Origin of the sequence: Klebsiella sp. GB_Kp056, assembly GCF_040064755.1 — a bacterium.
Taxonomy (GTDB): domain Bacteria; phylum Pseudomonadota; class Gammaproteobacteria; order Enterobacterales; family Enterobacteriaceae; genus Klebsiella; species Klebsiella quasipneumoniae.
Genome location: NZ_JBEAJA010000040.1, coordinates 203,190 through 217,024 on the forward strand (window position 1 = coordinate 203,190; position 13,835 = coordinate 217,024).

At 60.4% G+C, this 13,835-nt stretch carries 14 protein-coding genes; 9 read left to right on the plus strand and 5 right to left on the minus strand.

What is annotated here, in order from left to right:
• Positions 1–22 precede the first annotated feature (22 nt).
• Positions 23–169, minus strand: coding sequence for a hypothetical protein (locus tag ABLV52_RS07890; RefSeq protein WP_004225356.1), 147 nt, complete (start codon positions 167–169; stop codon positions 23–25).
• A 289-nt stretch (positions 170–458) separates the two neighbouring features.
• Here ABLV52_RS07890 and ABLV52_RS07895 point away from each other — a divergent pair, with 289 nt between their 5' ends.
• The 5 genes from ABLV52_RS07895 to ABLV52_RS07915 all read left to right on the plus strand — a co-directional run bounded on the left by ABLV52_RS07895 (position 459) and on the right by ABLV52_RS07915 (position 5,425).
• Positions 459–1,517: a branched-chain amino acid ABC transporter substrate-binding protein gene (locus ABLV52_RS07895; protein WP_075206763.1), complete on the plus strand. Its 1,059-nt coding sequence runs from the start codon at positions 459–461 to the stop codon at positions 1,515–1,517.
• 109 nt (positions 1,518–1,626) lie between these two features.
• Positions 1,627–2,541 (plus strand): branched-chain amino acid ABC transporter permease, encoded by a 915-nt coding sequence (locus tag ABLV52_RS07900; RefSeq protein WP_023290184.1) that lies wholly within the window; start codon positions 1,627–1,629, stop codon positions 2,539–2,541.
• A 9-nt stretch (positions 2,542–2,550) separates the two neighbouring features.
• Positions 2,551–3,837, plus strand: a complete 1,287-nt coding sequence (gene livM, locus ABLV52_RS07905) for a high-affinity branched-chain amino acid ABC transporter permease LivM (RefSeq protein WP_023290183.1) — start codon at positions 2,551–2,553, stop codon at positions 3,835–3,837.
• A complete protein-coding gene (locus ABLV52_RS07910) occupies positions 3,834–4,709 on the plus strand; it encodes an ATP-binding cassette domain-containing protein (protein ID WP_044523916.1) in 876 nt (291 codons plus the stop codon). Before livM ends, ABLV52_RS07910 begins: the two co-directional genes overlap by 4 nt.
• Positions 4,706–5,425, plus strand: a complete 720-nt coding sequence (locus ABLV52_RS07915) for an ABC transporter ATP-binding protein (protein ID WP_023290181.1) — start codon at positions 4,706–4,708, stop codon at positions 5,423–5,425. The genes ABLV52_RS07910 and ABLV52_RS07915 overlap by 4 nt, the downstream gene beginning before the upstream one ends.
• A gap of 5 nt (positions 5,426–5,430) precedes the next feature.
• On the opposite strand, the gene ABLV52_RS07920 is transcribed toward ABLV52_RS07915, so the two are convergent.
• The gene (locus tag ABLV52_RS07920) at positions 5,431–6,324 is read right to left on the minus strand and encodes a LysR substrate-binding domain-containing protein (protein ID WP_023290180.1); all 894 of its coding nucleotides are present in this window, start codon (positions 6,322–6,324) and stop codon (positions 5,431–5,433) included.
• Between the two features lie 283 nt (positions 6,325–6,607).
• Here ABLV52_RS07920 and pckA point away from each other — a divergent pair, with 283 nt between their 5' ends.
• The gene (gene pckA, locus ABLV52_RS07925; protein ID WP_023290179.1) at positions 6,608–8,251 is read left to right on the plus strand and encodes a phosphoenolpyruvate carboxykinase (ATP); all 1,644 of its coding nucleotides are present in this window, start codon (positions 6,608–6,610) and stop codon (positions 8,249–8,251) included.
• A 49-nt stretch (positions 8,252–8,300) separates the two neighbouring features.
• Here pckA and ABLV52_RS07930 read toward each other — a convergent pair whose 3' ends face one another.
• Positions 8,301–8,777 carry a GNAT family N-acetyltransferase gene (locus tag ABLV52_RS07930; RefSeq protein ID WP_004203250.1) on the minus strand — a complete coding sequence of 159 codons (477 nt, stop codon included), beginning with the start codon at positions 8,775–8,777 and terminating at the stop codon, positions 8,301–8,303.
• Positions 8,778–8,876: 99 nt separating this feature from the next.
• Between ABLV52_RS07930 and ABLV52_RS07935 the strand changes: the two genes are divergently transcribed.
• The 3 genes from ABLV52_RS07935 (at position 8,877) to ABLV52_RS07945 (ending at position 12,259) form a co-directional block, all read left to right on the plus strand.
• Positions 8,877–9,809 carry a LysR family transcriptional regulator gene (locus tag ABLV52_RS07935; protein ID WP_348890240.1) on the plus strand — a complete coding sequence of 311 codons (933 nt, stop codon included), beginning with the start codon at positions 8,877–8,879 and terminating at the stop codon, positions 9,807–9,809.
• A 333-nt stretch (positions 9,810–10,142) separates the two neighbouring features.
• Positions 10,143–11,438, plus strand: coding sequence for an MFS transporter (locus ABLV52_RS07940; protein WP_348890241.1), 1,296 nt, complete (start codon positions 10,143–10,145; stop codon positions 11,436–11,438).
• A gap of 11 nt (positions 11,439–11,449) precedes the next feature.
• Positions 11,450–12,259: a substrate-binding domain-containing protein gene (locus ABLV52_RS07945; RefSeq protein WP_072096615.1), complete on the plus strand. Its 810-nt coding sequence runs from the start codon at positions 11,450–11,452 to the stop codon at positions 12,257–12,259.
• Here ABLV52_RS07945 and ABLV52_RS07950 read toward each other — a convergent pair.
• Together ABLV52_RS07950 and ABLV52_RS07955 are read right to left on the minus strand one after the other, a co-directional pair.
• Positions 12,234–13,133, minus strand: coding sequence for a LysR family transcriptional regulator (locus tag ABLV52_RS07950; RefSeq protein ID WP_023290175.1), 900 nt, complete (start codon positions 13,131–13,133; stop codon positions 12,234–12,236). The genes ABLV52_RS07945 and ABLV52_RS07950 overlap by 26 nt on opposite strands.
• Positions 13,134–13,247: 114 nt before the next feature.
• The gene (locus ABLV52_RS07955; protein WP_032453327.1) at positions 13,248–13,730 is read right to left on the minus strand and encodes a cold shock domain-containing protein; all 483 of its coding nucleotides are present in this window, start codon (positions 13,728–13,730) and stop codon (positions 13,248–13,250) included.
• Positions 13,731–13,835: the final 105 nt, after the last annotated feature.

Below are 13,835 nucleotides of genomic sequence, written 5' to 3' on the forward strand. Positions count from 1 at the left end.
ACGGGCTCTCCTGTTATCATCTTCACATTACCGCAACAAAATAATCACCACTGTTGATCATATTCGCATTTTTGCACCACGCTGGCGCGCAGCGACCGCTAACTGCATCTATGTTTAGCTCACGGGCCGGTACGGATACCGCGTTGTCCGGCTCGCCACGTGATGGCAACCGATCTCCTGACCTGAAAGGGAATGCGCCCTTGCCGGATACGGCACGGGTTGTCGTCGCGTGCGCACCGACCGGGGCGTCCGCTCTCCGGCGCGACCTCTCTACCTGGCGGGATTTTTGCTTCTTCCACCCTGGCCGTCCTGGCGCTGCGCCTGCGTCGGTACCACACGGTAAGTGATATTTTCTGCGTCATTCCATGACGCCAGGCTCTAAATCGCTGAGGAATATCCGAATGTCTTTGAAACTGAAAACAATGACGCTTCATGTTGTGATAGCAGGTTGTATGAGCATGGCCTTTTACGCCCAGGCTGACGTGAAGATCGGCGTCGCCGGGCCCTTCACCGGCCCCAACGCCACCTACGGCGCCCAGTACTGGAAGGGGGCCTCGCAGGCGGTGGCTGATATCAATGCCGCCGGCGGCATCAAAGGCGAAAAGATTGTGCTGGTGCAGGGGGATGACGCGTGCGAACCGAAACAGGCGGTAGCGGTGGCCAACCGGCTGGTGGACGAAGCGAAAGTCTCCGCCGTGGTGGGGCATTTTTGCTCTTCCTCAACGATGCCGGCCTCCGAGGTGTATGACGAAGCCGGGATTCTGACCATTACCCCCGGCTCCACCAATCCGCAGATCACCGAGCGCGGCATGAAGGATCTCTTCCGCATGTGCGGCCGCGACGATCAGCAGGGGGCGATTGCCGCCAACTATATGCTGGACGTGCTGAAGGCGAAGAAAATTGCCGTCATCCACGATAAAGACACCTATGGCCAGGGGCTGGCCGATGCCACCCGCGCGGCGCTGGCGAAGCGGGGCACCAAAGAAGTGTTGTACGAAGGCCTCTCCCGCGGTGAAAAAGACTTTAACGCCCTGGTGACCAAGATCGGCGCCCTCAAGCCGGACGTGGTCTATTTTGGCGGCTGCCACCCTGAGGCGGGCCCGCTGGTGCGCCAGATGCGCGAGCAGGGAGTGCAGGCGAAATTCTTCTCCGGCGACTGTATTGTCACCGAGGAGCTGGTGACGGCCGCCGGCGGGCCGCAGTTCACCAACGGCGTGCTGATGACCTTTGGTCAGGACCCGCGCACCCTCCCGGAAGGCAAAGCGGTGATCGAGAAGTTCCGCGCCAGCGGCTTTGAGCCGGAAGGCTATACCCTCTACGCCTACGCCTCTATTCAGGCTATCGCCGCCGCCTGGAACGCCGTCGGCACCGATAACGCCAAAGCCAGCGACTGGCTGAAGAGCCACGACGTCGAGACGGTGATGGGCAAAAAAGGCTGGGATGGCAAAGGCGACCTCAAGGTGTCGGACTATGTGGTCTATCAGTGGGACGACAAGGGCAAATATCACCAGCTCTGATCGGCTACCACCCAGGAACTATCCGTTGTTTTGATTGGCTAATCGTCTCACGACGGCGGTCGACCGGGTACCGATCCCGGCGGCCGTCGGCCTGGCGGCTGGAGGGGCTATGACGGCGTTTTTTCTGCAACAACTGATCAATGGGCTGACGCTGGGCGCGGTGTACGGCTTAATCGCCATCGGCTACACCATGGTGTATGGGATCATCGGCATGATCAACTTCGCCCACGGCGAGGTGTATATGGTCTCCGCCTACCTGTGCGCCATCGGCCTGGCGCTGCTCTCCTTCTTTGGGATCCACTCGTTTCCGCTGCTGATTTTCGCCACCCTGGTATTCACCATTGTGGTCACCGGCGTGTACGGTTGGGCGATCGAGCGCATCGCCTACCGGCCGCTGCGCAACTCGACGCGCCTGGCGCCGCTGATCTCGGCTATTGGAATGTCGCTGATCCTGCAGAACTATGTTCAGCTGAGCCAGGGGCCAAACCAGCAGGGGATCCCGACGCTGCTCAGCGGCGCGCTGCGTATGACGGTGGGCGATGGGGTAGTGCAGATCACCTGGACCAAGGTGTTTATTCTCGTCGCCGCGCTGGTGGGGATGCTGATCCTGACCTGGATTATCCAGTACACCCGGCTGGGGCGCATCTGCCGCGCCACCCAGCAGGACCGGCGCATGGCGGCGATCCTCGGCATCAATACCGACCGGGTGATCTCCCTGGTGTTTGTCATCGGCGCGGCGATGGCCGGCCTGGCCGGAGTGTTGGTGACCATGAACTACGGCACCTTCGACTTCTACATCGGATTTATTATCGGCATCAAAGCCTTCACCGCCGCGGTATTGGGCGGGATTGGCTCGCTGCCTGGCGCGATGCTGGGCGGACTGCTGCTCGGGGTGGCCGAGGCGCAGTTCGCCGGAATGGTGAATTCGGATTACAAAGACGTTTTTTCCTTTGCGCTGCTGGTGGCGATCCTGATTTTTCGCCCGCAGGGGCTGCTGGGTCGTCCGCTGGTGGCCAAGGTCTGAGGGGGCTCTATGGGTGAACTGACGCGCCAGCCTGCGCGGGATATCAAAAGCGCGCTGATCGACAGCGTGCTGGCCGGTCTTTGCGCGTTAATTGTCTTTGGCCCGATCGTCGGCGTGGTGCTCAAAGGCTATGGCTTTACCCTCGCGCCCGCGCGGGTGGCGATCCTGGTGGCGGTGGTGATGGCCGGCAGACTGGCGCTCAGCCTGCTGCTGCAGAGCCGGCGGGGCAAGGCCTTGGTTGCCCGCTTTGAGGGGGCGGATGATGGGGTGTACGTCCGGCCCCCGGGCTACCGCTCGCGGCTGCGCTGGATAATGCCGCTGCTGGTGGGCCTGGCTATCGCCTTTCCGTTTCTCGCCAGCAAATACCTGCTGACCGTGGCGATCCTCGGGCTGATCTACGTCCTGCTCGGTTTGGGGCTGAATATCGTGGTGGGTCTCGCGGGGCTGCTCGATCTGGGCTATGTGGCGTTCTATGCTATCGGCGCCTACGGCCTGGCGCTGGGCTACCAGTACCTGGGCCTCGGCTTCTGGGCGATGCTGCCGCTGGGGGCGGTGATGGCGGCCCTCGCCGGGGCGTTGCTGGGCTTTCCGGTGCTGCGCATGCACGGCGACTATCTGGCCATCGTCACCCTCGGCTTTGGCGAAATCATTCGCCTGGTGCTTAACAACTGGGTGAGCTTCACCGGCGGCCCCAACGGCGTCCCGGTGCCGTCCCCGACGCTGTTTGGCCTCGAATTTACCCGCCGGGCAAAGGATGGCGGTATCCCCATCCATGAGTTCTTCCACGTCAGTTACAACCCCAACCTGAAATTCATCTTCCTCTACGCCGTGCTGTGCATGGTGGTGATACTGGTGCTGCTGGTGAAGCATCGCCTGACGCGGATGCCCATCGGCCGCGCCTGGGAGGCGCTGCGCGAGGATGAGATCGCCTGTCGGGCGATGGGGCTCAACCATGTGCTGGTCAAGCTCTCGGCGTTCATGCTCGGCGCGTCGACCGCCGGCATCGCCGGAGTGTTCTTCGCCAGCTATCAGGGATTTGTTAATCCGACGTCGTTCACCTTTTTTGAGTCGGCGCTGATCCTGGCGATTGTGGTGCTGGGGGGAATGGGCTCCACCCTTGGGGTGGTGCTGGCGGCGTTTGTCCTGACGGTCACCCCGGAGCTGCTGCGCGGGTTTGACGAATATCGCGTGCTGCTGTTTGGCGTGCTGATGGTGCTGATGATGATCTGGCGGCCGCGCGGCCTGGTGCGCACCAGCCGCAGCGGGGTCGCGTTGCGAAAAGGAGTCGCGCCATGAGCGACAGCATCTTACGCGTTGAGCATCTGATGATGCATTTCGGCGGCATCAAAGCGCTGAATGACGTCAATCTGGAGGTGGAGCGGGGGTCGATCACCGCCCTGATCGGCCCCAACGGCGCGGGCAAAACCACGGTATTTAACTGCCTGACCGGCTTTTACCGGGCGACGGGGGGGAGTATCGTGCTACGGGCGCGGGAAAAGGTCACCGATGTCATTCAGGTGCTGGGGCAAAAGCTTCACCCGGACGATTTCCTCCACCCGGCGCAGCTGGGGCGACGGATCTATTACAAGATGTTCGGCGGCACCCATCTGGTGAACCGCGCCGGTCTGGCCCGCACCTTCCAGAATATTCGCCTGTTCCGCGAGATGTCGGTGATTGAGAACCTGCTGGTGGCCCAGCATACCCAGGTTAACCGCCATCTGCTGGCCGGGATCCTCAACACCCGCGGCTATCGGCAGGCGGAAAGTCAGGCGCTGGATCGCGCGTTTTACTGGCTGGAGGTGGTGGAGATGGTGGACTGCGCCAACCGTCTGGCGGGAACGCTTTCCTACGGACAGCAGCGGCGGCTGGAGATCGCCCGCGCCATGTGTACCCGTCCGGAGATGATCTGTCTGGACGAGCCGGCGGCCGGACTCAACCCGGTTGAAACCCAGGCGCTGAGCCGGATCATCCGCTTTCTGCGCCAGCAGCACGGCATCACGGTGCTATTGATCGAACATGATATGGGGATGGTGATGGAGATTTCGGATCATATCATCGTCCTCGATCACGGGGACGTCATCGCCCGCGGCGCGCCGCAGGCGATTCAGGCCAACGCCAGCGTGATTGCCGCCTATCTTGGCGCTGAGGAAGAGGAGACGCGCCGATGAGCCAGCCACTACTTGCCTTTGATGAGGTGGATGTCTTCTACGGGCCGATCCAGGCCCTGAAGCAGGTCTCCCTGACCGTCAACGAGGGGGAGACGGTGGCGCTGATCGGCGCCAACGGCGCGGGTAAATCGACGCTGCTGATGTCGGTATTCGGGCAGCCGCGTATTGCCGGCGGGGAGATTTTCTATCGCGGGGAGGCGATCAGCCGGAAATCGACCCACTTTATCGCCAGCAACGGCATCGCCCAGGCCCCGGAAGGGCGGCGCATCTTTCCCGATATGACCGTCGAGGAGAATCTGCTGATGGGGACTATTGCCATTGGCAACCGCTATCAGGCCGAGGACAAGGCCCGGATGTACCAGCTGTTCCCCCGGCTGGAAGAGCGGCGGGGACAGCGGGCGATGACCCTCTCCGGCGGTGAACAGCAGATGCTGGCCATCGCCAGGGCGCTGATGAGCCGGCCGCGCCTGCTGCTGCTGGATGAGCCGAGCCTGGGACTGGCGCCGCTGGTGGTGAAGCAGATATTTCAGATCCTGCGCGAGCTGACGGCCCAGGGGATGACGCTGTTTCTGGTGGAGCAGAACGCCCGCCATGCCCTCAACCTGTCGGACCGCGCCTACGTGATGGTGAACGGCCAGATCCGCCTGAGCGGTAGCGGCCAGGCGCTGCTCAACGACCCGGAGGTGCGTAAGGCGTATCTGGGGATCAGCGGCTGAGAGGGTTAATCCCGCGGTTGGTTACGGGTTTTAATGTGCTGCCAGAAACGTTCGGCGGCCTGGTTAAGCCGCGAGCCGGAGCGGTAGAGCCAGGCGCCGATCGGCAGCGACAGGCTCTCATCGAGGATCGTCAGTCGCCCTTCGTCCAGCTCGCGCTGAATGGAGTACTGCGGCAACCAGCCCACGCCGTCGCCATTGAGGATCATGCGCTTGAGCAGCTCGCTCATGGAAGAGACAAAGGTGAGGGAGAAGGTGATCTCCGGCGTGCGGTCGATGACCTGGTTCACCTGGCGCCCCATATAGCTGTCGTTGGCGTATTTCATCAGCGGCAGCACGCCGCGATGTAAATGAAACAGCGGCCGGCCATGTTCGTCGCAGGGGGAGACCAGGTGCAGGTAAGAATCAAAAATTTTATGATTAATAAACGGATAGTTCATTAATTCTTCATTATAGAAGGAGAGGATAAAATCGCTTTTACCCTCTTTCAGGTTAAATACGGCGTCGTTGACGTTAATCGATTCAACATGAAAAGTCTTATTTTTACGGTCGGTGTAACCGGCGATAATTTCCGGCAGCAATAACACCGACAGCGAAGGGGCGGCGTCGATTCTTATTTTCTGCGTGGTGTTATTTAAACCTTTAATTCGGCTGATCTGAAAATCCATGTCGTCGAGCATATTTCGCGCATAGCCGACAAAAATTTTCCCGCGGTTGGTCAACTGCAGGGGGTTGGCGCTGCGGTCGAAGATGCTGAATCCGAGGGAAGCCTCCAGCGACTGGATGCGTCGGCTGAACGAGGACTGCGAGATATTGCGGGCTTTGGCCGCCAGGGTAAAGCTGCGTGACTCCTCGAGAGCAATCACATCATACAGCCATTTAACTTCCAGATTTGCCAACACCGATCCAGTCCTCAAAAACGCAATAAAGGCTATGCAATTTTAGCATAGCGCATAGAAACTATGCAATTAACATAATTATCGACAGGTGTTAACATTTTTTGGAAAGTTGAGATTTATGAATGCGTATCGGCGACCCTACATGAGCACGATATGAAATCGCGACTCACGGTTATTTATTGCTTTATTTCATTGCCCAGGATTTATCTTATTAAATAGCTGGCGACGATGACGAAAGCAATGAATAACCCAGGCCTCTTACCTTAAATAGTTTGTCAGGAGTTCCATGTCACAACAAATTGAATCAGTAAAAATGGCTCTGCAGGAGCTGGGGATTAATGCAAGCGGCGAATTGTTTTACAACCCTGATTACGATTTGCTTATTGCACATGAAACCGCTCCTGAGCTGACCGGCGCGGCCCGCGGCGTAATGACCGACTCTGGCGCTGTGGCAGTGGATACCGGCATCTTCACCGGCCGCTCTCCGCGCGATAAATATATCGTCAGAGACGAGCAGACGCGCGACACCGTATGGTGGGCTGACTCCGGCCTCGGCCGCAATGATAATAAGCCGTTATCGCCAGAAGTGTGGCGCAGCCTGAAAAGCCTGGTCGCAGGCCAGCTGAGCGGCAAAAAACTGTACATCATCGACGCCTGGTGCGGCGCCAGCCCGGACACCCGCCTTGGCGTGCGCTTCGTCACCGAGGTGGCGTGGCAGGCCCACTTTGTCAAAAACATGTTTATCGTGCCGAGCGCCGACGAGCTGGCCAGCTTTACCCCGGACTTCGTGGTGCTCAACGGCGCCGGCTGCACCAATGCCAACTGGCAGGCGCAGGGCATGAACTCCGAGAACTTCGTCGCCTTTAACCTGAGTGAGCGTATTCAGCTCATCGGCGGCACCTGGTACGGCGGCGAAATGAAAAAAGGGCTGTTCTCGGTCATGAACTACCTGCTGCCGCAGAAAGGCATCGCGTCGATGCACTGCTCGGCCAACCGCGGCGAAGCAGGGGACGTCGCGCTGTTCTTCGGCCTCTCCGGTACCGGCAAAACCACGCTGTCCACCGATCCGCATCGTCAACTGATTGGCGATGACGAGCACGGCTGGGACGATGATGGGGTGTTTAACTTCGAAGGCGGCTGCTACGCCAAGACCATCAATCTCGACCCGCAGGCGGAGCCGGAGATTTATGGCGCCATCCGCCGCAATGCGCTGCTGGAAAACGTGGTGGTGCGCGCCGACGGCAGCGTGGATTACGCCGACGGCAGCAAAACCGAGAACACCCGCGTCTCCTATCCGCTGTCGCATATCGACAATATCGTCAAGCCGGTGTCCCGTGCGGGCCATCCGTCGAAGGTGATTTTCCTTGCCGCAGACGCGTTTGGCGTCCTGCCGCCGGTCTCCCGTCTGACCACCGAGCAGATGCAGTACCATTTCCTGTCGGGCTTCACCTCGAAGCTGGCGGGCACCGAGCGCGGCATTACCCAGCCGACGCCGACCTTCTCCGCCTGCTACGGCGCGGCGTTCCTGCTGCTTCACCCGACCCAGTACGCCAGCGTACTGGCGGCGAAGATGGCGGAATCCGGTGCGGAAGCCTGGCTGGTCAACACCGGCTGGAACGGCGAGGGCAAACGCCTGTCGCTGCGCGATACCCGCAGCATCATCAGCGCGATCCTCAATGGCACCACCGGCCCGCTGCGCGATGAAGCGATCCCGGTGTTCAATCTTGCGATCCCGCAGAGCATTCCGGGCGTCGACAGCGCAGTGCTGGATCCACGTAATGGCTGGAGCTCAGCGGATAAGTGGCAGGAGAAGGCGGAGAGTCTGGCTCAGCTGTTTATGGATAACTTTAAGCAGTACAGCGATACCGAAGCGGGCGCGCGTCTGGCGCTGGCCGGTCCGCAGCTGCAGAATAGCGCGGTCGAAGCCTGATCCGCGGCCAGCAGGTCGACGCCTGGCGCAGACCTGCTGGCGAGCCGCTTTACTCCGCAAAGGCCCGCAGCGCATCGCCAGTGAGGCGATAACGCACCCACTCATCCTGCGGCTGCGCGCCAATGCTCAGATAGAAATCAATCGCCGGCTGGTTCCAGTCGAGCACGCTCCACTCCAGACGCCCGCACTGACGCTGTACAGCATATTGCGCGATGGTTTTCAGCAGCGCTTTTCCGGCGCCGATCCCGCGATAGTCGGGGGTTACGTACAGATCCTCCATATAGATGCCGTTACGGCCAAGCCAGGTGGAGTAGCTGGTGAAGAACACGGCGTAGCCCACCGCTTTGCCCGCCACCTCGCAGATCAGCGCCTCGGTTTTGCTGCTGCTGGCAAACAGCGTCTCTCTGATCTCCTCTGCCGTCGTCACCACCTCTTCGGGGGCTTTCTCGTAGACCGCGAGTTCATAAATCATGTCATAAATAGCGGTGGCGTCGTCCGGGGTGGCCTGGCGGATCGTGATGCTCATGGGTCGTCCTGTCTGAATGGTATGAAGGAAAGCAAAATTGCTGACCCAGAGCATAAGCGGTATTGTGAAAAGAATTAAGTGCAATGAAATCAGCAAACGATGAATATTATGCATCCTGTCCTGCGCCGTATCGACCTCAACCTGCTGCCAGTCTTTGACGCGGTCTATCGCTCCCGCTCGGTGCGCCTGGCGGCAGAAGAGCTGGCGATGAGCACCTCGGCGCTGAGCCATGCGCTCTCCCGGCTGCGCAGCGCCCTCAACGACCCGCTGTTCTATCGGGAAGGTCACCGGATGTGTCCCAGCGTCTATGCCAGCCAGCTGGCGCCCTCTATCGCTTCGGCGCTGAAATTTCTCAATCAGGAGCTGACGCCGCCGGCGGCGTTTGTGCCGGCCGCCAGCACCGACTGCATGCAGATTGCGATCACCGATTTCACCGCGTTCTGCGTCTTTCCGACGCTGATGCATCACCTGCAGCGTGAGGCGCCCGGGCTGCGGTTTGAGCTCCGTTATCTGCCCCACAGCCCGGCGCTGACCGAGCTGCTGGCGGGGGAGGTCGATCTGGCTCTCGGGTTCAATACCCCTGACGAGCCAGCTCATCCCGATCTCGAGGAGATTAACTGGCTGCGGGACGAATATGTGGTTATCAGCCAGGCCGACCGAACGGCGCTGGCCCTGGACACCTACCTTGCGGCCCGTCATCTGGTGGTGACCCCATGGAATGAGCGGCAGGGGGTGCTGGACTGTGAGCTGGAGCGGCAGGGCTATTCGCGGCAGGTGGCGGTGAAAACGCCCTCGATGCTGAGCGCTCCCTTTATTATTGAGCAGAGCGATCTGCTGATGGCGCTGCCCCGGCGGGCGGCGGAGACGATGGCTCGCGCCGCCCGGTTGACCATTTTCCCGCTGCCGTTTCCGGTTCCCCCATTTGACGTCAAGATTTACGCCCACAAACGCAGCGGGAAACGCGAGGCCACCCGCTGGCTGATCTCCCTGTTGCAGAAGCTGGGGAACGCCGCCGCGGCGCCGGCGCCATGAGGTCACGTCCGGATTATTAACATCTTGCCGCTCGGCGTCGCGTTAACCCTGCCGGGCCGGGTATGTCTTTTACCGCCTGGCGCCCGGGGCGCAGCGGCGTACCCTGGCCTCGGTCACAAAACGGAAAACTCACTTTTTCATCCCTGCCGCCGACGCTGATGGCGCAGAGAGTGTTAAATGATTGTATATAAAAGTAATGTTAATTAGTTAAATGTTATTTATGCGTAAATTGCATCAATGGATGCGTTTATTACGCTTATTTCATTCCCGGTTCTGTTTCAGTCTTCAGCAACAGGCGCGCGACAACGCGTGGATAACAAACTGGAGACCTGCATGCATTCGACAACCTCACTGATGAGTACCCGTGACCGGCTCGGCGCCATTCTGCGCGTCACGTCCGGTAACTTTCTCGAACAGTTCGACTTTTTCCTGTTCGGGTTTTATGCCACCTACATCGCACATACCTTTTTTCCGGCGAGCAGTGAATTCGCCTCGCTGATGATGACCTTCGCGGTCTTTGGCGCCGGCTTTCTGATGCGGCCCATCGGCGCCATCGTGCTTGGCGCCTATATCGACAAGGTAGGGCGGCGCAAAGGGCTGATTGTGACCCTGTCGATCATGGCCACCGGCACCTTCCTGATCGTGCTGATCCCCTCTTACCAGGCCATTGGCCTGTGGGCGCCGCTGCTGGTGCTGATCGGCCGCCTGCTGCAGGGCTTCTCCGCCGGCGCTGAGCTGGGCGGGGTATCCGTCTATCTGGCCGAGATCGCCACCCCGGGCCGCAAAGGGTTTTACACCAGCTGGCAGTCGGGCAGCCAGCAAGTCGCCATTATGGTGGCGGCCGCGATGGGCTTTGCCCTCAACGCCGTGCTGGAGCAGAGCGCCATCAGCGACTGGGGCTGGCGTATTCCGTTCCTTTTCGGCTGCCTGATCGTCCCGTTCATTTTTGTGCTGCGCCGTAAGCTGGAGGAGACCCAGGAGTTTACTGCCCGCCGCCATCATCTGGCGATGCGCCAGGTATTCGCCACCCTGCTGGCGAACTGGCAGGTGGTCATCGCCGGGATGATGATGGTGGCGATGACCACCACCGCGTTCTATCTGATCACCGTCTATGCGCCGACCTTTGGCAAAAAAGTGCTGATGCTCAGCGCCTCGGACAGCCTGCTGGTCACGCTGCTGGTGGCGATTTCTAACTTCTTATGGCTGCCGGTGGGCGGGGCGCTGTCCGACCGCTTTGGCCGCCGACCGGTGCTGATTGCCATGACCCTGCTGGCGCTGGCTACCGCGTGGCCTGCGCTGACCATGCTGGCGAACGCGCCGAGCTTTTTGATGATGCTGAGCGTGCTGCTGTGGTTGTCCTTTATCTACGGCATGTACAACGGGGCGATGATCCCGGCGCTGACCGAAATTATGCCCGCCGAAGTGCGCGTGGCAGGCTTCTCGCTGGCCTATAGCCTGGCGACCGCGGTGTTTGGCGGCTTCACGCCGGTGATTTCCACGGCGCTGATTGAATATACCGGTGATAAAGCTTCCCCAGGCTACTGGATGAGCTTTGCCGCCGTCTGCGGCCTGCTGGCCACTTGCTACCTCTATCGCCGCAGCGCCGTTACGCTGCAGACGGCACGTTAATCAGGGAGATGATGATGCGTAAAACGACAGGAACCCTGCTGGCCACGCTGCTGCTGGCCGCCACCGGCGGCAGCGCGCTGTCCGCTGAGGTCACCGTGATGATCTCCGGCGGCTTCAAAGCGGCGCTGGAAAAGCTGGCCCCGGCATGGGAAAAACAAAGCGGTAACCACCTCGTGGTGATCCCCGGGCCGTCGATGGGGAAAACGCCGCAGGCGATCCCTAACCGCCTGGCGCGGGGCGAACACGCGGACGTGGTGATTATGGTCGGCGACGCGCTGACCGGCCTCGAGAAAGCGGGCCGTACGCAACCGGATTCGCGCCGGGAGCTGGCCGACTCGCCCATCGGCGTGGTGGTGAAAGCGGGAGCGCCGCTGCCGGCTATCCGCAGCGCAGACCAGCTGCGGGCGGCGCTGCTGGCTGCGCCGTCGGTCGCGTACTCCGACAGCGCCAGCGGACGCTATGTCAGCTCGACGCTGTTCCACCGCCTGGGCATTGATGAGGCGATGCAGAGCAAAGCGCAGATGGTGGAGCGTATTCCGGTAGCCTCGGAAGTGGCGAAGGGACGGTATGCGATCGGTTTTCAGCAGGTGAGCGAACTGCTGCCGGTGCCCGGCGTGACCTTTGTCGGCGAACTGCCGGATAACCTGCAGTACATCACCCGCTTTGCCGGGGCGGTGACCGTCAGCGCCGACCACCCGCAGGAAGGAAAGGCGCTGCTGACGTATCTGGCCTCACCGGCGGCGCAGGAGACCATCCACGCCACCGGTATGCGAAGCGTAGCTGCCGCCGCGCCGGTCAGCCAGAAGGATACTGTTCAATAATCAGCTTCTCCAGCTCTGCCGCCACGTAGGACTGAATACGGCCGCTGAGGCGGATCAGACCTACCGTACGGGTGACCACCGGCTCGGTAAGCGGTACGGCGCGGAGAACGGAATGCTCCCCGGCGGGCATCGACATCGCGGGCACGGCGGCAATGCCGATGCCCGCTTCCACCATCCCCAGCATCGTGGTGACGTGGCGGGTTTCGCAAATGCTTGGCCGCGCAGGCGTCAGATGCGCCAGCTCCCTGTCGAGCAGCGTCCGGTTGCCGGAGACCCGATCGAGGCCAATATAATCCTGTTCAAAGTATGCCTGCCAGCTGAGGTGCGTCCTGCTCGCCAGCGGATGGTCGTGCCGACAGGCGGCGACATAGCGGTCGTCGGCCAGCGGGGTGAATTCGATGCTGGCCGGCAGGTTTTTGGCAAAGCAGAGGCCAAAGTCAGCCTGTCCGCTGCTCACCGCCTCGATGACATTCCCGGCGCTGCTGTCGATCAGCCGGATACGCACCTGGGGAAAGCGCGCCTGAAAGCTGCGGATGATTTCCGGCATAAAGTAGTAGGCGGCGGAAGGTACCGTCGCCACTGTCACCAGCCCGGTACGCGCCTTGCTGACCTGGCTGATATCCGCCAGCACCGTCTCGACGTGGGCCAGCAGCTGCTCCGAACGTTCGGCAAAATTCTGTCCATACAGCGTAAGGGTCACGCGGCGGGTGGTGCGTTCGAACAGCCGGTTGCCTAACGCGGTCTCCAGCTTTTCGATGCGGCGGCTGAGGGCCGACTGCGACAGGCAAATGGATTCTGCGGCCAGCCGAAAGCTGCCATACTCCATCAGGGCGCGAAAGGCATAGAGATCGTTGAAGTCAAAATTTACGGGCATGGCGGCGGCATCCTTATCGGCTGTCTGGCGCCTCGCCCCGTCCGGTGAGGGGCGATGGCGACGAAAATCGGCTCGGCAGGTGACTGGGCGCGCGGCTGACCGCACGCCGGGTCGTCATACCTTGAGCAGTTTTACCGTGGCATCGATATCGATTTCGTCTTCCGAGAAGATCAGGGTTGTCCCCTGAAAGGTGGTGATCGCCAGCTTTTTCACCGAGCGCATCTCTCCCGGCTGCACCGCGGATTTTGGCCGGATGCTGTTCATCAGCAGCCCGACCGACAGCACCGCGTTTTCTTTATCCACGCGGGTCTCGACCGGCTCTTCTTCCCGGTAAACCACATAGGATTTGATGGAGGTCAGCTTCAGCCGCTCGCCGGCGATATAGATATATTTGCTTTCCGGAATGACCTTCACCGCGTAGGCCGACAGCCCTTTATTGTTGGTGGTAGGTTCAAAAGTCACCGCCGCGTCTTTCTTGATGAGATCGGGATTGGCGACCTTAATCACATGAAAATACCGGTTTTCGCCGTTTTCATCTTTGATAAATCCAAAACCTTTATCTTTAAACCACGTTGTGATTGTTCCGTTCATCGCCATTACCGTTCTTACTCGTTGGTTAACTCAAATTTTGCAGCGCGCAGTGTAAAGCACATTGCCTGCGCAGACCATGCCTTTGCGATAAGTGTGGGTGATAAATGACGC

Excerpts from the sequence above, each read along its gene's own strand:
- ABLV52_RS07895 (WP_075206763.1), top strand. The coding sequence starts at position 459 with ATGGCCTTTTACGCCCAGGCTGACGTGAAGATCGGCGTCGCCGGGCCC.
- ABLV52_RS07900 (WP_023290184.1), top strand. The coding sequence starts at position 1,627 with ATGACGGCGTTTTTTCTGCAACAACTGATCAATGGGCTGACGCTGGGC.
- livM (WP_023290183.1), top strand. The coding sequence starts at position 2,551 with ATGGGTGAACTGACGCGCCAGCCTGCGCGGGATATCAAAAGCGCGCTG.
- ABLV52_RS07910 (WP_044523916.1), top strand. The coding sequence starts at position 3,834 with ATGAGCGACAGCATCTTACGCGTTGAGCATCTGATGATGCATTTCGGC.
- ABLV52_RS07915 (WP_023290181.1), top strand. The coding sequence starts at position 4,706 with ATGAGCCAGCCACTACTTGCCTTTGATGAGGTGGATGTCTTCTACGGG.
- pckA (WP_023290179.1), top strand. The coding sequence starts at position 6,608 with ATGTCACAACAAATTGAATCAGTAAAAATGGCTCTGCAGGAGCTGGGG.
- ABLV52_RS07930 (WP_004203250.1), bottom strand. The coding sequence starts at position 8,777 with ATGAGCATCACGATCCGCCAGGCCACCCCGGACGACGCCACCGCTATT.
- ABLV52_RS07935 (WP_348890240.1), top strand. The coding sequence starts at position 8,877 with ATGAATATTATGCATCCTGTCCTGCGCCGTATCGACCTCAACCTGCTG.
- ABLV52_RS07940 (WP_348890241.1), top strand. The coding sequence starts at position 10,143 with ATGCATTCGACAACCTCACTGATGAGTACCCGTGACCGGCTCGGCGCC.
- ABLV52_RS07945 (WP_072096615.1), top strand. The coding sequence starts at position 11,450 with ATGATGCGTAAAACGACAGGAACCCTGCTGGCCACGCTGCTGCTGGCC.
- ABLV52_RS07950 (WP_023290175.1), bottom strand. The coding sequence starts at position 13,133 with ATGCCCGTAAATTTTGACTTCAACGATCTCTATGCCTTTCGCGCCCTG.
- ABLV52_RS07955 (WP_032453327.1), bottom strand. The coding sequence starts at position 13,730 with ATGGCGATGAACGGAACAATCACAACGTGGTTTAAAGATAAAGGTTTT.